19 protein-coding genes and 1 tRNA gene are annotated in these 18423 nt (G+C 65.4%); 6 read left to right on the top strand and 14 right to left on the bottom strand.

Features of this window, described 5'->3' with window-relative positions; all coding sequences use genetic code 11:
• Nucleotides 1-18 precede the first annotated feature (18 nt).
• Nucleotides 19-723, bottom strand: a complete 705-nt coding sequence (locus E5673_RS01675) for a murein L,D-transpeptidase catalytic domain family protein (protein ID WP_056063892.1) — start codon at nt 721-723, stop codon at nt 19-21.
• Nucleotides 724-927: 204 nt separating this feature from the next.
• Here E5673_RS01675 and E5673_RS01670 point away from each other — a divergent pair, with 204 nt between their 5' ends.
• On the top strand, nt 928-1542 hold the full coding sequence (locus tag E5673_RS01670) for a L,D-transpeptidase family protein (protein WP_247599515.1): 615 nt from the start codon (nt 928-930) through the stop codon (nt 1540-1542).
• A gap of 83 nt (nt 1543-1625) precedes the next feature.
• Here E5673_RS01670 and E5673_RS01665 read toward each other — a convergent pair whose 3' ends face one another.
• Nucleotides 1626-2252, bottom strand: a complete 627-nt coding sequence (locus E5673_RS01665) for an HAD family phosphatase (protein WP_136191286.1) — start codon at nt 2250-2252, stop codon at nt 1626-1628.
• Nucleotides 2253-2256: 4 nt separating this feature from the next.
• The gene (gene ykgO / locus E5673_RS01660) at nt 2257-2382 is read right to left on the bottom strand and encodes a type B 50S ribosomal protein L36 (RefSeq protein WP_003046794.1); all 126 of its coding nucleotides are present in this window, start codon (nt 2380-2382) and stop codon (nt 2257-2259) included.
• 157 nt (nt 2383-2539) lie between these two features.
• Here ykgO and E5673_RS01655 point away from each other — a divergent pair, with 157 nt between their 5' ends.
• The 5 genes from E5673_RS01655 to E5673_RS01635 all read left to right on the top strand — a co-directional run bounded on the left by E5673_RS01655 (nt 2540) and on the right by E5673_RS01635 (nt 6895).
• On the top strand, nt 2540-3166 hold the full coding sequence (locus tag E5673_RS01655) for a DUF4136 domain-containing protein (RefSeq protein WP_056063889.1): 627 nt from the start codon (nt 2540-2542) through the stop codon (nt 3164-3166).
• Nucleotides 3163-4299: a M14-type cytosolic carboxypeptidase gene (locus E5673_RS01650; RefSeq protein ID WP_247599514.1), complete on the top strand. Its 1137-nt coding sequence runs from the start codon at nt 3163-3165 to the stop codon at nt 4297-4299. The genes E5673_RS01655 and E5673_RS01650 overlap by 4 nt, the downstream gene beginning before the upstream one ends.
• A gap of 123 nt (nt 4300-4422) precedes the next feature.
• A complete protein-coding gene (gpmA, locus tag E5673_RS01645; protein WP_056063882.1) occupies nt 4423-5109 on the top strand; it encodes a 2,3-diphosphoglycerate-dependent phosphoglycerate mutase in 687 nt (228 codons plus the stop codon).
• Nucleotides 5110-5360: 251 nt separating this feature from the next.
• Nucleotides 5361-5816, top strand: a complete 456-nt coding sequence (gene purE, locus E5673_RS01640; protein WP_060525860.1) for a 5-(carboxyamino)imidazole ribonucleotide mutase — start codon at nt 5361-5363, stop codon at nt 5814-5816.
• An 11-nt stretch (nt 5817-5827) separates the two neighbouring features.
• Nucleotides 5828-6895, top strand: coding sequence for a 5-(carboxyamino)imidazole ribonucleotide synthase (locus tag E5673_RS01635; protein WP_136188695.1), 1068 nt, complete (start codon nt 5828-5830; stop codon nt 6893-6895).
• 239 nt (nt 6896-7134) lie between these two features.
• On the opposite strand, the gene E5673_RS01630 is transcribed toward E5673_RS01635, so the two are convergent.
• The 11 genes from E5673_RS01630 to hisD form a co-directional block, all read right to left on the bottom strand.
• Nucleotides 7135-7210: transfer RNA gene (locus E5673_RS01630), tRNA-Phe, on the bottom strand.
• Nucleotides 7211-7263: 53 nt separating this feature from the next.
• Complete coding sequence (yacG, locus tag E5673_RS01625) at nt 7264-7437, bottom strand: DNA gyrase inhibitor YacG (RefSeq protein ID WP_136188694.1); 174 nt, start codon at nt 7435-7437, stop codon at nt 7264-7266.
• Nucleotides 7434-8393 carry a ribonuclease gene (locus tag E5673_RS01620; RefSeq protein ID WP_136188693.1) on the bottom strand — a complete coding sequence of 320 codons (960 nt, stop codon included), beginning with the start codon at nt 8391-8393 and terminating at the stop codon, nt 7434-7436. The genes yacG and E5673_RS01620 overlap by 4 nt, the downstream gene beginning before the upstream one ends.
• Nucleotides 8386-8952: a nucleoside triphosphate pyrophosphatase gene (locus tag E5673_RS01615; RefSeq protein WP_136188692.1), complete on the bottom strand. Its 567-nt coding sequence runs from the start codon at nt 8950-8952 to the stop codon at nt 8386-8388. The genes E5673_RS01620 and E5673_RS01615 overlap by 8 nt, the downstream gene beginning before the upstream one ends.
• Before the next feature lie 45 nt (nt 8953-8997).
• Nucleotides 8998-9216, bottom strand: coding sequence for a translation initiation factor IF-1 (gene infA / locus E5673_RS01610; protein ID WP_031441079.1), 219 nt, complete (start codon nt 9214-9216; stop codon nt 8998-9000).
• Nucleotides 9217-9396: 180 nt separating this feature from the next.
• Complete coding sequence (locus tag E5673_RS01605; RefSeq protein ID WP_136188691.1) at nt 9397-10881, bottom strand: site-specific DNA-methyltransferase; 1485 nt, start codon at nt 10879-10881, stop codon at nt 9397-9399.
• Nucleotides 10882-10983: 102 nt separating this feature from the next.
• Nucleotides 10984-12939, bottom strand: coding sequence for a S9 family peptidase (locus E5673_RS01600; protein WP_136188690.1), 1956 nt, complete (start codon nt 12937-12939; stop codon nt 10984-10986).
• 242 nt (nt 12940-13181) lie between these two features.
• Nucleotides 13182-15338: a sodium-translocating pyrophosphatase gene (locus E5673_RS01595; RefSeq protein ID WP_136188689.1), complete on the bottom strand. Its 2157-nt coding sequence runs from the start codon at nt 15336-15338 to the stop codon at nt 13182-13184.
• A 91-nt stretch (nt 15339-15429) separates the two neighbouring features.
• Entirely contained in the window at nt 15430-16323 is an 894-nt protein-coding gene (gene thiL, locus E5673_RS01590; RefSeq protein WP_136188688.1) for a thiamine-phosphate kinase, read from the bottom strand.
• A 114-nt stretch (nt 16324-16437) separates the two neighbouring features.
• Entirely contained in the window at nt 16438-16893 is a 456-nt protein-coding gene (nusB, locus tag E5673_RS01585) for a transcription antitermination factor NusB (RefSeq protein WP_056488135.1), read from the bottom strand.
• Nucleotides 16894-17095: 202 nt separating this feature from the next.
• Entirely contained in the window at nt 17096-18391 is a 1296-nt protein-coding gene (gene hisD / locus E5673_RS01580; RefSeq protein WP_136188687.1) for a histidinol dehydrogenase, read from the bottom strand.
• Nucleotides 18392-18423 lie beyond the last annotated feature (32 nt).

Below are 18423 nucleotides of genomic sequence, written 5' to 3'. Positions count from 1 at the left end.
GCGGTCCGGGCCGGTATTTCAGACCTTGGCGGCGTAGATCATCCGGCCGGCACCGAGCCGTGCGAACACCTGGTCCAGATCGCGCTCGCCGACAGCGAAGCATCCCTGACTGCGACCGAGCATGCCGTGGCTCTCGATCATGTCCTTGTTCGCGTACCACGCCGAATGCACGACGATCGCACGATCGAGCGCATTGTCGTTGGTCGGATCGAGCCCGATCAGGCGCTGCGAGCGGCCATGCTTGCCGACGTAATAATCGTCGGTGACGAACGCGCCCTCGGACGAGGCGTTCGAGCCGAAGCGGTTCGAGAAGCGCTCCAGATACCCGGTGTGCGCCGGATCCGAGCCGCTGCCATGCGCGACCAGCAGCGACGTGCTGCGCCCGCTGGCGAGATCGATGAAGTGGAACCGCGGCTTGCCCGACGGCGCCGCGAAATCGGCGATCGCGATCCGGTCATGATGCTGGATGCGGCTGCCATGACGGCTCAGCGACGCCATTGCCTGACGCAGCAGGTCGGGACGGACCACCTTCGGCGACGTCAGTGCGACCGTCGTCCGCGGCAGCGGTGGCTGCGTCATCGGCTTCAGATCACGTGCGGTCAGCGGACGTCCGAGACGCGTCGTCGCCGACACTGCCCCCGGCACCACTAAAGCCCCCGCCAGTACCAAACCATTCTTCAGAAGCGCGCGTCGTTCGCGCACAAGACCTTGCTCGTCGTGCATCGATTTTCCCGAAATTGCCCCGTTTCTTGGAGACCCGTATAGCCGATTTTCCGTGAATATTCTGCAACCATTTCCACTGGTTGTGGGTCCGTTCCCTCGAACTACCCCGGCTTGGGGTCGGTTCGTCGACTCAATCCTCCGACGGCACGTTTTCAAGAATCGCGCGTTGGGCGGAAATATCGGGATTCGAGGACGGACGCGACGATGGGCAAGATGGCGAACGGGACGGCGCGGTCTTTCATGGCAATGGGGCTGACCTTTGCGATCCTCGCGGGCGCAAACCCCGCGCAGGCCGCATCGGCCGCCGCCATCGCGGCGATGCCGATTGAGCAGGCCGCGACCGAACTCTCGCCCAACCAGTTCGTCTGGAAGGACAATGGCTCCAGCGAACCCGTCAGCATCGTCGTCAGCCTGATGGAGCAGCGCGCGTTCGTCTATCGCGGGTCGACGATGATCGCGGCGACGACGATCTCCAGCGGCAAGGATGGCAAGGATACGCCGGTCGGCACCTATCCGATCCTGCAGAAGAACGCGGTCCACAAGTCGAGCCTGTACGACGATGCGTCGATGCCGTTCATGCAGCGGCTGACCTGGGACGGCATCGCGATCCACGCAGGCCGCAACCCAGGTTTCCCCGCCTCGCACGGCTGCATCCGCGTCCCGCTCGGCTTTGCTAAGCAGTTGTTCGGGGTGACGACGCTGGGGACGACCGTGACGGTGACGGACGATTTCGAGGGTGGCGTGATGCCGGAGGCGCCGGTCGCGGATCAAGAGACGGCGGTGGCGAATCTGCGCCAGTCGATCTCGCTGGAGCGGTGAGCAACGCGACCACGTCATCCTGACAAAAGTCAGGATCCAGAGTAACGGACCCTGGCGCTAATGGCTCTGGATCCTGACTTTCGTCAGGATGACGGGTGCCCCGAGATCGGAAGCCCAAGCTCGACCAATCGCGCGCGAAAAGCCGCCGCATCGGTAAACAGCACCGATTCGATCCCCAGCGCCTGCGCACCTGCAACGTTCGCCGCGTTATCGTCGACGAATACAGCGTCCTCCGCCGCCAGCCCGAATCGCTCCAGCGCCAGCCGATAGATCGCCGCATCCGGCTTCACCATCTTCTCCTCGCCCGACACGATCACGTCGCGGAACCGGTCGAACAGCTGTGCTTCACGCGCACGGAAGGGTGGCCAGAACTCGTGGCTGAAGTTCGTGATCGCGAACAGCGGTACGCCGGCTGCGTCCAGCTCCTCGACGATCTCGTGCATCCCGGCGATTCGCGCACCGATGCTCTCGTTGAATCGCGGCCCCCAGGCAGCGATCAAGTCGGCATGTTGCGGATGCAACGCGGCCAGCTCCGCCGAGGTGTCGGCGAAGTCGCGGCCAGCGTCATGCTGGAAGTGCCAATCGATCGTCACGACGTCGCGCAGGAACACGTCGAGCGCCCGATCGTCATCGATCAGGCGCTCGTACAGGATCCGGGGATCCCAGTCGTAAAGGACACGACCGACGTCGAAGATGACGGCCGTTATCAGGGCTTTAGCCCTGGCGTGCCTTAAAGCGACGGTTGGTCTTGTTGATGACGTAGGTACGGCCACGACGACGGATCACGCGGTTATCGCGGTGACGATCCTTGAGCGACTTCAGGGAATTGCGGATCTTCATGATCGATTCGCTTCTTTTCAAATCTAGGTGTGCGGAAAGACGGGATCGCCTAATGGCGGGGTGTGTCCAAGTCAAGCAACGGACACGCTCCTACCATCCGGGAACCCACTCGGCTGGTCGGAGCGTTACTATAGCGCAACATTCTAAGGAAGTCCCGATGGCGGTTCGTTCGATCCTGGTCCTGGCGCTGGCAAGCGCATCCCTCACCGCGTGCGCGACCGGCCCGTCGCTGCCGCCGACCGAGGTGCTGCGCTATCATCTTGGCGAGCCGATCGACCGCGGCACCATCGCCGTCCAGCCGTTGACCGCCGGTGGCCCCGCCAGCATCGAGTTCAAGACCTATGCCGCCGCCGTGCAGGGTCAGCTGCTCCAGGCCGGCTACAGCGTCCCCGCACCAGGCGCCAAGCCACTGCTGGTCGCCACCGTTGGCTTCACCCGCACCACGCAGGCAGGGCCACCCAAACAGTCGCCGATCAGCATCGGCATCGGTGGCGGCGGCTTCAGCGGCGGCGGTGGTCGTCGTGGCGGTGGTGGCGGCGTCGGGCTCGGCGGTGGGGTTGGTTTCCCGATCGGTGGCGGCGGGAGCACCGCGATCCTCGTCTCCGAGCTGTCGGTGACGATCAAGCGCACCGCCGACCAGTCGCCCGTCTGGGAAGGCCGCGCCCAGTCGTTCGCCGACGCCCGCAAGGAGGATGCGCGGACCGACATCCAGGCCGACAAGCTCGCCCGCGCATTGTTCATGGGGTTCCCCGGCGAGTCCGGTCGCACTATCCAGGTGAAATGAACGCGCAAACCATGAGCCCCGTCACCGTCAACGCAGCCTTCGATGGCGGCAACATCCGTGTTGTCGCCGTCGAAGGAGACCGAATCGACCTGGAGATCGTCACCGATTTCCAGTCCGATTTCTTCCAGTGGTTCTATTTTCGCGTGGCGGGGGCGGCCGGCCGCACGCTGACCTACCGCATCCTGAATGCGGGCAAGTCGGCCTATCCGTTCGGCTGGCCGGGCTACAAGACGCGTGCCAGCACCGATCGGCAGGCGTGGCGGATGATCGATACGCGCTATGACAATGGCGTGCTCGAATTCGCGTTCACCGCCGATACCGATCTCGCCTGGTTCGCCTATTTCGCGCCATATACGATAGAGATGCACGAGGCTCTGGTGGCGCGCACTGCGTTACTTCCGGGCGTTGCGCACCGCGAACTCGGCCAGTCGCTCGACGGGCAGGCGATCGATTGCTTCACGATCGGCTCGGGGCCGAAGCAGGTCTGGATCTACGGTCGCCAGCATCCCGGCGAATCGATGACCGAATGGTGGATGGAAGGCGCGCTGGAGCGGCTGACCGATCCGGCCGACCCGATTACGGCGGACCTGCTGGCAAAGGCGACCTTCAACGTCGTTCCCAACATGAACCCGGACGGCACGCGCCGGGGTCACCTGCGCACCAATGCCGTGGGTGTGAACCTCAACCGCGAATGGCACACGCCCACGCCGGAGAAGAGTCCGGAAGTCCTGTGCGTGCGCAACGCGATGGACTTGACCGGCGTCGACGTCGCGATGGACATCCACGGCGACGAGGCGATCCCGGCGAACTTCATCGCCGGTTTCGAGGGCATCCCCTCCTGGACCGACGCGCACGGCGAGAAATTCTACGAGTACGGCCGTCGTCTCGCGGCGCACACGCCCGATTTCCAGACCGAGAAGGGTTATCCCAAGTCCGCCCCGGGCTCGGCCAACCTGTCGATGTCGACCAACCAGCTCGCCGAGCGCTTCGGCGCGGTGTCGATGACGCTGGAGATGCCGTTCAAGGATCACGACGCCAACGCCGACCCCGAGTTCGGCTGGTCGCCCGAGCGGTCGAAACAGCTCGCGCATGCGATGCTCGAGACGCTCGCCGGCATGATCGACGAAATCTGACCCGATAACAACGGCTTGGCACGGTCCGGAGGCTTGGGTCCAAGCGCTGCGGACCGTGCGTTGGCCTAACCTTATCCTAACCTTTGAACCCTTCCGTTCAGTCCCGCCATCCCAGGAGCCCGAATGCCGACCCTAGTCCTGATCCGCCACGGCCAGTCCACCTGGAACCTCGAGAACCGCTTCACCGGCTGGTGGGACGTCGACATGACCGCCAAGGGTGAGGCCGAGGCCAAGGCCGCGGGCGAGCTGATGGCCGCCAAGGGCCTCGACTTCGACCAGACCTTCGTCAGCCTTCAGACCCGCGCGATCAAGACGCTCAACATCGCACTGGAGGCGATGGGCCGGCTCTGGCTCCCGGTCGAGAAGGACTGGCGTCTGAACGAGCGGCACTATGGCGGCCTCACCGGCCTCGACAAGGCCGAGACCGCCGCCAAGCACGGCGACGCGCAGGTCCATATCTGGCGCCGCAGCTTCGACGTCCCGCCGCCCGTACTAGACGACGGCAGCGAGTTCGACCTGTCCAAGGACCGCCGCTACGACGGCATCGCGATTCCCAAGACCGAGAGCCTGAAAGACACCATCGCCCGCGTCCTCCCCTATTGGGACGAGCGGATCGCCCCCGCGCTGAAGGACGGCCAGCGCATCCTCATCTCCGCCCACGGCAACTCGCTCCGCGCGCTGGTCAAGCACCTCTCCAACATCCCCGACGACGAGATCACCAGCCTCGAGATCCCGACCGGCCAGCCGATCGTGTATGAACTCGACGCCGACCTGAACGCCACCGACCGCTACTACCTCAGCGAGCGCTGACACCGCCCCGGAAGCGACACCACCCCGGCGAAGGCCGGGGCCCAATTGGAAAGGTGGCAATAACGGAGCGCCGTCTCTCATTGGCAACCTCTCCCAACTGGACCCCGGCCTTCGCCGGGGTGGTGCCGTTGTGAGAGGGTAGGGTGACCTTGTTGGTGGCCACCCACCAAAACATTGCCCTAGCCCCCCCACGTCGCTAGGCACGGCGCTCCTTGAACCAGGGGGCGATCGTGGCTCTAGTCGGCATCATCATGGGCAGCACTTCCGATTGGGAGACGATGCGCCACGCCGCCGAGACGCTCGACGCGCTCGACGTCGCCTACGAGACCAAGGTCGTCTCCGCACACCGCACCCCGCAACGCCTCTACGACTATGCGACCACCGCCGCCGACCGCGGCCTCAAGGTGGTGATCGCCGGTGCTGGCGGCGCGGCGCACCTCCCCGGCATGGCCGCCTCGATGACTCACCTCCCGGTACTCGGGGTACCCGTCGAATCGAAGGCGTTGAAGGGCATGGATAGCCTGCTCTCGATCGTCCAGATGCCCGGCGGCATCCCGGTCGGCACGCTCGCGATCGGCAAGCCCGGTGCGATCAACGCCGGCCTCCTGGCGGCCGCGATCCTCGCAACGTCCGACGACGCGCTGGCCGAGCGCCTCAAAGCCTGGCGCGCGGCACAGACCGACTCCGTCGCCACCGACCCCGCCTGAAAGACGCTGACATGACGCCGCTTCCCCCCGGATCGACCATCGGCATCCTCGGCGGAGGCCAGCTCGGCCGCATGCTCGCGACCGCCGCAGCCCAGCTCGGCTATCAAACGCACGTCCTCGCGCCCGACCAGGAGAGCGTCGCCGCGCAGTCCGCCTCGACCATGACGCGCGCCGACTATCACAACCGCATCGTGCTCGCCGACTTCGCCGACGCCTGCGACGTCATCACCTACGAGTTCGAGAACATCGCGGTCGAGCCCGTGGAATGGCTCGCAGACCGCGTCCCAGTCCACCCAAGCCCGCGCGCTCTCCGCGTCGCACAGGAACGCATCGGCGAAAAACGCTTCGTAGAGAGCGTCGGCGGCCGTCCTGCATCCTGGGCTGCGGTCGACAGCCTCGAAAGCCTGCAGGCGGGCCTGAAAGCGATCGGCGCCCCCGCCATCCTCAAGACCGCCCGCTTCGGCTATGACGGCAAGGGACAGGTCAAGATCGACACGCCCGAGGGCGCGCAAGCCGCCTGGGACACGATCGGCGGTCCCGCGGTGCTCGAAGCCTTCGTCCCGTTCGACCACGAGTTCTCGATCCTGATCGCCCGCGGACTCGACGGCAGCATCGCGCGCTACGATCCGCCACTCAACGTCCACCGCGATGCGATCCTCCGCCACTCGACCGTCCCCGCACCCGCGGCCATACTCGCCCAGGCCGACGAAGCCGCCGCGCTGGCCCAGCGGATCGCCGCCGAACTCGACTATGTCGGCGTACTGGCGTGCGAGTTCTTCGTCGGCGCCGACGGCCCGGTCTTCAACGAGATGGCCCCCCGCGTGCACAATTCCGGCCACTGGACGATCGAAGGCGCCGAATGCTCGCAATTCGAGAACCACATCCGCGCGATCTGTGGCCTGCCACTGGGCGCGACGACGCTGACCGGGCGCGAAGCGACGATGGAGAACCTGATCGGCGACGACGCGGACCGCTGGGCGGAGGTGTTGGCCGAACCCGGCGCGCACCTGCACCTGTATGGCAAGGGCACCGCGCGGCCGGGGCGGAAGATGGGCCACGTCACGCGGATCGTCCGCTAAAGGGCCACACGGGGGATACCCCATTCCCATTCGGCCCCCCTCCGTTCGCCCTGAGCGAAGTCGAAGGGTATGCCCCGAGCGGAGGTGCTTCGACTTCGCTCAGCACGAACGGAATTGGGGGGCAAGCTCGTGGCTCCCCAAGCGAAAATGCTTCGACTACGCCCAGCACGAACGGAATTTGGGGTCCAAGCTCGCGGCCTTGCAAATGAACCGGCAGCTTGCATCACAAGGTGAAAAAATGGTGCCCGGAGACGGGGTCGAACCGCCGACACTGCGATTTTCAGTCGCATGCTCTACCAACTGAGCTATCCGGGCACGTCCGGTCTGGGACCGGAGAAGCGTCCGACCTTGCGATCGGAAGGGCGCGTTTAGTCGGGGTCTTCGGCGCTGTCCAGCCCCGTTTGCGCAATTGATCGGCCGGGAATGCGATAGCCTTCGCCGAGCCACTGCAACAGGTCGCGGTCACGGTGGCGGCTCGAGCAGAACGGCTTGTACTCAGCCACCGCAGGCTGGTCGCAGATCGGGCATTTGACGCTTGTCATCGGGCACTCTCCAGTTCGTGGAAGACGCCCGTGCGGCGCGTGAGATCATCAAGCCAATCGGTCCGGGTCATGAGGCGTGCATGGACGGCTGTTGGCAGGGTGTGACGGCGTGAGGCAGTCGGCGGCGTGCGTTCGAGCGTGCGGAGCGATGCTCGGGCCATTGCACCGACAGGATCGGCGCGGAGGATCTCGGGGATCGACGCGCGGGGCCTTGGCCGGACGATCTGCAGGAAGCCAAACCCGTTCATCGCGGTGCGCTCGAACGGTTGCGGCAGCGATTCGTCGATCGCGTCCGCGACGGCGTTGCGTTGCGACTTGCCGGCGATCGTCGGGAAATCGATGCCGATCGAGCCGCCGATGCCATGTCGGCGGATCGCCCGCGCCACGCCATGCGCGGCGGCGACTGCGAGCGTATCCAGCGGCGGCGTGCCGTCGACATCGAACAGCGTCATCGCCGGCGTCGGCGACAGGCGGAGCGCGCCGAGCGGGAACACGATCTCGCCGCTCACAGCCTCGTCGAGCAGTTCGGACCAACCCGCTGCCTCCAGCGCATCAGGTTCGTGGGCGCGCGGGCTGCGGACGGGCAAACCGGTCGCCATGAGGCGCTCGTACAGCGTCGGGGCGGGGCAGGGCGGCAAGTCGCTGGGGACGGCCTTGGCGAGCTTCGCACGGCCCGCTTCGGGGAGGGCTTCTCGGACGATCTCGACGGTGAGGCTGGCGCCCTGCGTGATGCCGGGGGGGAGGTAGTTGATCAGCGCCTCGCCGCCGTCGAGCGTAACGCGACCGCGGCGGCCCGGCAGCAGTTCGACGAGCCGCGCGCGTGCGACGAGGCCGACCTTCAATGCCTCGGTGTCGAGTTCGATCGCAGCTTCGACAATCTGATCATCGTCCACCAGAGCCGCGCGCGCTTCGCCGATGCCGGCTTCGTAGAGCCATTCAGGCCCAGGTTCAGGCAAGCGCGACGCCCGCGGTCTTCAACAGCGCGCGCGTTTCGAACAGCGGCAGGCCGACGACACCCGAATGGCTGCCCGACAGGAAGCGGACGAACGCCTCCGCGCGGCCCTGGATCGCGTAGCCGCCGGCCTTGCCGAGGCCTTCGCCGCACGCGAGATAATCGTCGATCTCGGCGGGGGAGAGCGGCTTGAACGCGACGATCGTGTCGGCGATCCGCGTTCGCACCTTGCCGGTCGCGTCGATCACGCAGACCGCGGACAGGCAGTGATGGCGGCGGCCCGACAGCTTGCCGAGCAGGTCGCGCTGGATCTCGATCGTGTCGGCGGGGGGCAGGATGCGGCTGCCGAGCGCGATCGTGGTGTCGCCGGCGAGGACGATCTCGCCCTCCGCACGTGCGACAGCGCTGGCCTTCTCGACTGCGAGGCGAAGAGCATAGGCGCGGGGCGGTTCGGCCTTGCGCGGGCTCTCGTCGATATCGGGGGATTCCACGCGCGACGGCACGACGCCGAGCCGTGCGAGCAGATCGCGGCGGCGGGGCGAGGAAGAGGCCAGGACCAGCATTGGTGCCTCGTTATAAAAGCGGCAGGCGCCTAGGCACCCACGGGCTTATTTGAAGCGGTAGGTGATGCGACCCTTGGTCAGATCGTACGGCGTGAGTTCGCACAGCACCTCGTCGCCGACCAGCACGCGGATGCGGTTCTTACGCATCTTGCCGGCGGTGTGACCGAGAATCTCGTGGTCGTTTTCGAGCTGAACCCGGAACATCGCGTTGGGGAGGAGTTCCACCACGCGGCCGCGCATCTCGAGCAGTTCTTCCTTGGCCAAATATAATCTCTGAATTGGGGGAATTTCGGGACGAGCGCCCTTACCGCAAGTTCGCGAAAAAGGAAAGCACGGCCGAAGGCGGACACGGACGTTATGCCCGCACCCGCTTGCGTGTTCCGTATATCGGCCTTCGACAGCCATTGAACAAGAGCGACAGGCCCGGCTGCCAAACGTGCGCTATCACAACAAGCTCGGCTGGAGCGCGGTGGCCTCGCGCGCGGCACGCCGGAACGCAGCGCGGTCGACGTTGGGAATGCGCGGGCGCTTGCCTTGGAACAGGTCCGCCAGCGTCAGGATCTGGAGCTTCGGAAACGCCTCGTCAACGCCCGCGCGGTAGATGCCGACCGCGGCGGCGCGGCGCTCCATCTCTCGTGTCGGCTTGGCATTCATGATGAGGATGCCGATCGGCGCCTTCTCGCGCGCGATCGTCGCGGCGAGCGTTTCGACCATCGCAGTGTCCGGATTGAGCCCGCCCTTCACCGACACGATCGCGCGGTGCGTTACCATCTTGCCCGACGCGGGGTCGTGATCGTTGAAATAGATCAGCCCGTCGATCCCGCCATCCGCCCCCTTCTTCCTGCCGCCGAACGGCAGCGCGTCGACCATCGAGACGGCCCACCACTGGAACTGATATTTGTCGCGCAGCGCGAGATCATAGGCGGAAGCAAGATCCTTCGGCGTGCCCTCGACGGTGAAGGTGACGCCGGGAAACGCGTCTTTCATCCGTTTTTCGATCAGTGAAATGGCAAGATGCGTGACGTCGATCCCAATCCATTGCCGCTTGAGCTTTTCGGCTGCGTGGACCGCGGTGCCGCAGCCGCAAAACGGATCGAGCACGACGTCGCCTTCGTTCGACGACGCGGCGATGATCCGCTCCAGCAACGCGGACGGTTTCTGCGTCGGATACCCCAGACGCTCCTTCGACGACGCATTGATGATCGGAATATCCCACCAGTCGCCCAGCCTGACCCCCTCCGCGAGATAGATACGATAGGGTTCGGCGTCCTTGCGCTTCTGCCAGCGGAACCAGCGGCCATCGCCGTCCTGACGATAGTGCGAGTCCTTCTTGCCTGAGGTCTCGCCATACGGAATGCGGATGTCGTTGAAGCGCCGCTGGTCGGTCTTGCCGTAGAACAGCAATGTGTCGTGGAGCCGCTGGAACCGGTTGCTGGCCGCGGTGTAGCGCCGGTAGCACCAGACGATCTCGTTCGCGATCTGGCGCTTGCCGAAGATCGCGTCGAGCAGGAGTTTCAGGTAATGGCTCGCGGTCGGATCGCAGTGGAGATACAGGCTGCCGGTCGGCTTCAGCACGCGGTGCAGCTCGAGCAGCCGCACCGCCATCATCGCCAGATACGCCATCATGTCGTTGTCGCCGAGGAACCCGCGCATCGCGTTGAGCAGGTCGAATGCCTTGGTGCTACCGCTCCGGGCAACCTGGTCGAAGGCGTCCTCGGCGGTCTCGTTCCAGTGCCAGGTGTCCTCGAACGCCTCGATCTGCGCGTTCGACGATTTGCCGTCGGGTTCCTTGAACAGGATGCCGTAATTAGCGTTCGAATTGAACGGCGGGTCGAGGTAGATCAGGTCGACGCTCTCGTCGGCGATCTCCTTGCGCAGGACGGCGAGGTTGTCGCCGTAGAAGAGGTGATTCTCAGGACGGTTCCGCATTCGGTGATGATGCGGAGACAAAACTGCGTTCGTCCAAACAAGATGCATCCACAGTCGGCGTATATGCTCCGTTATGGAGTTTTGGCGGGCAGTATCCGTGCGTTATGCTGGATTGTACTTCGTCAGGAATGCACCCATTGCCTTCAGAAATTCGAGCCGGTCCTCGCCGCGCGTGAAATGATGATCGCCGAGCGGTTGCTCGATATACTCGAACGACTTGCTCGCCTCCTTGAGTGCCGCTGCCATCATCCGCGATTGCTTCACGGGCACGCGCTTGTCCTCCTTGCCGTGCAGCATCAGGATCGGGATCGAGAAGGTCTGCGCACCGAAACGTGGTGAGACGCTGCGATAATCGGGCGCTTGCTTCTTCAACCAGTCGCCGCGGGTCTTGCCGTACAGGAACTTGCCGTCATACCGCTGCATCGCCTGCAGATCGGACACGCCGGCATAGGAGATCGCGCACCGATAGGGTGCCGCGTCGCCGATGCCGTTCCGCTGCGCCGCGCGCATCGCCGCATAGCCGCCATAGGACGCGCCTGCCATGCAGACGCGCTTCGGATCGGCGATGCCCTTCTTTGCAAGATCGACGATCGCATCGTCGAGATCGTCCTGCATCTTCAGGCCCCATTGCCCCTCGCCGAGCTTGGCGAAACTGGTGCCATACCCCGATGACCCACGGTAATTGGGCTGGACGACGGCATAGCCCATCTCCGCCAGATATTGCGTCCACCAGTCCCAGTCTTCTGAATCGCGCGCGAACGGGCCGCCGTGCGGCAACACGATCAACGGCAGGTTCTTCGGGCTATGTCCGCGCGGCAAGGTCAGCAGTGCCTCGATCTCGACGCCGTCGCGTGCCTTGTACCGGATCGTCGACACCGGCGACAATGTCCGCGCCTTGAGGTCGCTGTTCTGCCACGAATAGCGCTGCATCGATCCGTTCGCGGGATCGTAGAAATACAGAGCCCCCGCCTGCGACGGCGAGCCGACCTGCACCAGGAACTTCGACCGGGTGCGGTCCCACGAGACGATGCGCGCGCGTCGCTCGCCGACCGCCTTGTCGACCGCGTCCTGGATTTCCTTCAGCTTGGGGTTCAGCCAGACAATATGGCCGAAGCGATCGGTGACGGTGATACCGTCGATGTCGTCGCCAGTAGCGTTCTCGACCACACCATCGACGTCGTAGCCATCCGCGCCGTACAGCTTCTTGCCCAGCTTCAGGTCGGGCAGCGATACCTCGAACACCTCGTCGCGACCGCCGGAATCGTCCGTCGCGATGGCCGTGCCGTCGGCGCGGAACGTCACCGGGATGACGATATCCTGCTTGCCGCGGGCCGATGCGATGACCTTGAACGGATCGCGATTGGCGCTGCGATACAGAAGCGAGCCTTTGCGGGTGTCGTCCTCGTACCGATAGCCTATCCGGACGACGCCCGCGCCATCCGCATACCAGTCGAAGACGTTCGTCTGGCTGCCGGCGACGGTCTTGGTCTTGCCGGTCGAGAGATCCACCTCGGAGACTGAGGGATACCATTGGCTTTCGCTTTCGATCCCGGTCTGGCGCGACAGCAGGACACGCGGCGTGCCGTCGCGCGCCGCCCACAGGATTTCGTCCGCGCGGACACCTGAATTGTTCCAGTCGATCCGGTTGATCTTGGTCATGTCGGCTTTGACGCCCAGCGTGCGCGTGACGTAGATTTCCTCGCCGTACAGCATGTCCTGCGATCCGATGCCGACCGCGAGCCAGTCGTCACCGACCCAGCGCCACCAATTGATGTCGACCGTCGCCCCGACCTTGATCGCGGCGAGCTTGCCACCGGGAAACAGCGGCGCGACGACCAGCACCTGGACGCCGTCGATCGCCATCTTCGCGGCGATACGCCTGCCGTCGGGCGAGAGCTTCGGATTGGCGATGCCGGGCAGTTTGGCGAAGGTTTCGACCGGCACCCGGTCCGAGAGCGTGGCGTTCGCCTTCGGCGCGGAGGCGGGCGGTGGCGCAGTCTGCGCGACCGCGATCGTCGGTATCATTGCACCGGCCAGCAGGCTCATACGCCACGTCATTATCAGTCCCCCCGGCCATTCCCCAACGACCGTTTGCGCAGAGTATCGCGTTCGGTAGCCGGCACAAGAGGAGGCTGCAGCGGATCAGTGCAACACCGAGGTCGATCGGACTGAGTGGAAATTGCGCACGCGGCGCACAGCCTTGTTATCGCGCGGGAATGGATGGCAAATATTGAAGTACCGGGCGGTGAATGGATCGCAGAGCGACTAGCGTAACTGGCCGATCGGCGATCCAGTTCAGTTCACCCCACTCCGCCGCCGGCCAGAGCCGCGAGCAACAGCAGTGCCACGATGTTGGTGATCTTGATCATCGGGTTCACCGCGGGGCCTGCAGTATCCTTGTAAGGGTCGCCGACGGTGTCACCGGTGATCGCGGCCTTGTGCGCTTCGGACCCCTTGCCGCCGTGGTTGCCGTCCTCGATGTACTTCTTGGCGTTGTCCCACGCGCCGCCACCGCTCGTCATCGAGATCGCAACGAACAGCCCGGATACGATCACGCCGAGCAGCATCGCGCCGAGCGAGGCGAAGCCGGCAGCCTGGCCCGCAACCGCGGTGATGATAAAATACACGGCAAGTGGTGACAGCACCGGCAGCAGCGAGGGGATGATCATCTCGCGGATCGCCGCCTTGGTGACGAGGTCGACCGTCCGTGCGTAGTCGGGGCGGCTGGTGCCCAGCATGATGCCGGGGTTGTTGCGGAACTGCTCCCGGACTTCCTCGACGACGGCGCCAGCTGCGCGACCCACTGCGGTCATGCCGAACGCCCCGAACAGATACGGGAGCAGCGCGCCCAGCAGCAGGCCGACGATCACGTACGGGTTGCTGAGGCTGAAATCGACCGTGACGTCGGGGAAATACGTCGCAAGATCGGTGGTGTACGCACCAAACAGAACGAGCGCGGCAAGTCCAGCCGAGCCGATCGCATAGCCCTTGGTGACCGCCTTGGTCGTGTTGCCGACCGCGTCGAGCGCGTCGGTCCGCTGGCGAACATCATCGGGCAGCCCCGCCATCTCGGCGATGCCACCCGCGTTGTCGGTAACGGGGCCATAGGCATCGAGTGCGACGACCATTCCGGCCTGAGCAAGCATCGCCGTGGCCGCAAACGCAATGCCGATGATCCCCGCCAACTGATACGCGACGATCACCGCCACGACGATGACCAGCGTAGGCAGCGCGGTCGATTCGAGGCTGATCGCGAGGCCTTGAATGACGTTGGTGCCGTGACCGGTCTCGGACGCCTTGGCGATCGACTGGACCGGGCGGTGGTTGGTGCCGGTGTAATATTCGGTGATCCACACGATCAAACCGGTGACGACGAGCCCGATCATCATCGACCAGAACAGGTCCATGCCGGTGAAGCTCTGCGTCAGTGACGGCGCGGCCTGCGTGGTCAAATCGTCGGTCGCGGGATCGAGGAAGCCAGCGCCGCCGATTACGCGGTGAAGGTCGCCGAGCACGTACTGCGTGGCGAGATAGATCGCCGGGATCGAAAGGATCGTCGAGGTGAAGAAGCCCTTGTACAGCGCCCCCATGATGCTGCCGCTGCCGAGCCGCACCATGTACGTGCCGATGATCGAGGTGACGATGCACACCCCGCCGACCAGTAGCGGGAGAGTCATCAGCCGCATCAGCTCGGCGCCGCTCGCCTGAATCAGCAGCGCGATCGAGATCATCGTGACGCCCAAGGTGACGACGTAGGTCTCGAACAGATCGGCGGCCATGCCCGCGCAGTCGCCGACGTTGTCGCCGACGTTATCCGCGATGACGGCGGGGTTGCGGGGGTCGTCCTCCGGGATGCCGGCCTCGACCTTGCCGACCAGATCCGCGCCAACGTCCGCCGCCTTGGTGAAGATGCCGCCGCCAAGCCGTGCGAAGATCGAGATCAGCGAGGCGCCGAACGCGAGTGCGGTGAGCGCCTCGACGATGATCCGGTCGTTGGGCGCATGGCCTGCGGGTCCGGTCAAATACCAGAAGAACGCGCTGATCGCGAGCAGGCCGAGACCCGCCACGAGCATGCCGGTAACCGCGCCCGATCGGAACGCCAGCGTCAGGCCGGCCTGCAGCGATGTGCGCGCAGCTTCGGCGGTGCGGACGTTGGCGCGGACCGAGATGTTCATGCCGACATAGCCCGCAACGCCCGACAGCACCGCGCCGATGACGAAGCCGATCGTCGAGATATAGCCAAGTGTGAAGAGTAGGATCGCTGCGACGATGACACCGACGATCGCGATCGTGGTATATTGGCGGCCGAGATAGGCCTTGGCGCCTTCCTGAATGGCGGCGGCGATGTCCTGCATCTTCTCGTTGCCGGGGGAGGCGGCGAGCACCTGTCGACTGGTGACGAAACCATATAGGACGGCGATGACGCCGCAGATCATGGCCAAATAGACGGTCGTCATACGGCGCTATCCCTCTTGTCAGGTCCTCTCCGGTCCCGGCTTTGCCGAGTCCCGATGTAAGGAACTTATCAGTGCAGGGGCATTGCGCAAGTTATCCTCTGGGTTGGTGTTCGTAGCCTAGACTTGGCGGGAGCGGGACGGGTTTGCCGCAGTCGTGAAGGGTAAGCCCCGAACCGGCTGAGAACGCGCCGATCCGCGTGGCGTCGGTAAGGAAATCTTGCGGTGCAGCAAAAAGGAGTTGGTAGTCGTCGCCCGCGGTGGCTGCGGCGAGCCGGTCGCCGGAGAAGGTGCGATAGGCGTCGGAAAGGGGAATGCGCGCTAGGTCGATGCGGACGGCGAGGTTGCTGGCGAGCGCCATGCGGGACGCGTCGATGAGCAGGCCGTCGGACACGTCCATCATCGCATGGACCTGGGGACCGAGGATGCGGCCGTCGCCGAGCCGTGGCTGTGGGCGCCGGTACGCGGCGAGGAGTTCGGCTGGGCCTTGTGCACCGAGTGCGATCGCGAGCCCAGCGCTAGCGTCGCCGATCGTGCCCGTGACGTAAAGCGCGTCGCCGTTGCGTGCGCCATTGCGAGCAGGGGCGGCGGCATCGCTGCCGAACGCGGTGACGGTAAGGACGCGGGGGGCGTTCGGGGGAAGCGTCACGGTGTCGCCGCCGATGATGCGCGTGTCGAAGGCCGTCAGGGCTTCCGCGAGCCCTTCGAGAAACGCGCGGTCCCACGCATCGTCACCAAGCGGGTAATTGAGGAGGATGCCTTCGAGTCTAGCGCCCTTGGCGGCCAGATCGGAGAGGTTGGTCGCGACCAGCTTCCACGCGATGTCCTGCGCAGGGTCGGTCGGCAGGAAATGCACGCCTTCGACCAGCGTGTCGGTAGTGACGACGAGCGGGCCCACGTCGAGCAGCGCGGTATCGTCGTTCAGACCACGCGCCGCCGGATGCAGCGGGAGGCGGCGCAAAGCAGCAATAAACTCGGCCTCAGTCACTCTCTGCTCCCTCTCCCCTCCGGGGAGAGGGCTGGGGTGAGGGGCCGTTCCGGGCGCCGCACTGCTTGGCAGCCCCTCACCCCGACCCTCTCCCCGGAGGGGAGAGGGAGTCCGTCAGGCGCGCACTTCCTTCGCGATGCCATCAAGCAGCCCGTTCACGAAGCCCGATTCCCGCTTGTCGTAGAACGCATGCGCCACATCGACATACTCGCTGATCACCGCAGCGACCGGCACGTCCTTGCGCGCCAGCAGCTCATACGTACCAACGCGGATAATCGCCTTCATCGGCTTGTCGAGCCGGGCGAGCGTCCAGCCCTTGGCCAGCTTGCCCTCGATCAGCACGTCGATCTCGCCGGCGCGCGCGTTGGCGCCGGTCACCAGATCGTCGAAGAAGTCGACATCGGCCTCGGCATATTCGACGTCTTCGATCGTCGCGCCAAGCCGGTGCTGGTGGAATTCGTTGAGCAGGACGGGCATCGCGGTGCCCTCCATCTCGTGCTGGTAAGTCGCCTGGACGGCGGCGAGGCGAGCGGCGGCACGCGCCTTGGTGCGGGGGGCGGTTCGAGTCATAAGCGGTTGCCTGTAGGCGTGGTGCGGCGGTGTGTCAGCCCTTTGCGTCTCGGACGGAACGGGAAGAAGGCTTGTTCACGCGGAGGCGCGGAGATGTTGCGTGCGGCGCAGCCGCTTCGATCTCTTCATCCGCCGATGATTGAAGGTCCGCTACGCGGCAAGGTCGACACCTCCGCGTCTCTGCGCCTCCGCGTGAACCAATCTAACTGTTGAGTCGCAGCCGCAAAGCCACCGATTTTGCGTGCGCAGGGAGCCCTTCGGCGTTGGCCAGTGCAACGGTCGCAGGGCCGAGTTCGCGCAGGGCTGCTTCGTCCAATGCCAGGAAACTGGTGCGCTTCATGAAGTCGAGCACCGACAGTCCGCTGGCAAATCGCGCGCGGCGGCCGGTCGGGAGGACGTGGTTCGGCCCGGCGACGTAATCGCCGATCGCTTCCGGCGTGTAGCGGCCAAGGAACACCGAGCCGGCGTGACGGATCCGGTCGAAGAAGCCCTGCGGATCGGGGATCGCCAGCTGGAGATGCTCGGCGGCGAGGCGGTCGACCAGCGGGATCGCGTCCGCCAGGGTGTCGACGACGACGATCGCGCCGTTGGTGTCCCAAGCAACGCGCGCAACGGCTTCGGTGGCGAGGTCGCGCAACTGGCGGTCCACGGCGTCCGTCACCTTGTCGGCGAACGCTGCGTCGTCAGTGAACAGGATCGACTGCGTGGTCGTGTCATGCTCAGCCTGGCTGAGCAGGTCGGCGGCGGTCCATTCGGGGTCGTTGAGCGCGTCCGCGACGACGACGATCTCGGAAGGGCCCGCGACCATGTCGATGCCGACGACGCCGTAGACCTGGCGCTTGGCCTCGGCGACCCAGGCGTTGCCGGGGCCGGTGATCACGTCGACCGGCTCGATCCGGCCTGCGCCGTACGCGAGCGCTGCGACAGCCTGCGCGCCACCGACTCGCCAGACTTCATCGACGCCCGCGAGATGTGCGGCGGCAAGGACCAGCGGGTTGATCTGGCCATCCGGTGTCGGCGTAACCATCGCGAGACGGCCGACGCCCGCAACCTTGGCGGGGATCGCATTCATCAGCAGCGACGAGGGGTAGGCGGCGCGTCCACCGGGGACGTAGATGCCGGCGGCATCGACGGGCAACCAGCGTGCGCCGAGCCTTACGCCAGCAGAGTCGACCGAGTCGCTGTCGAGCGGCCGTTGTTTCTCGTGATACGCGCGAATGCGAGTGGCGGCGAGTTCGAGCGCGGTGCGCAGGTCCGGATCGAGCGCCTCGAACGCGGCCTTGCAGTCGGCGGCGTCGATCTGCCAGCCCGTGGCTTCAAGGTCGTGGCGGTCGTGCTTCTGCGTGAGGTCGCGGAGTGCGGTTTCACCGTCGCGGCGGACGGCCGCGATGATCGCGGCGACGTCCTGTGTGACGCCCGCGTCGGATTCGCGGCGATCCTCGACGAGTGCGGTGAAGCGGGTGGCGAATTCTGCGTCGGTGGTGTTGAGGCGGATCACATTCCCCTCCCGCTTGCGGGAGGGGTCAGGGG

The sequence above is a fragment of the Sphingomonas sp. PAMC26645 genome, assembly GCF_004795835.1.
Taxonomy (GTDB): domain Bacteria; phylum Pseudomonadota; class Alphaproteobacteria; order Sphingomonadales; family Sphingomonadaceae; genus Sphingomonas.
Note: the sequence above shows the minus strand (reverse complement) of the source record. Positions and strands in the feature narration are given on the sequence as shown.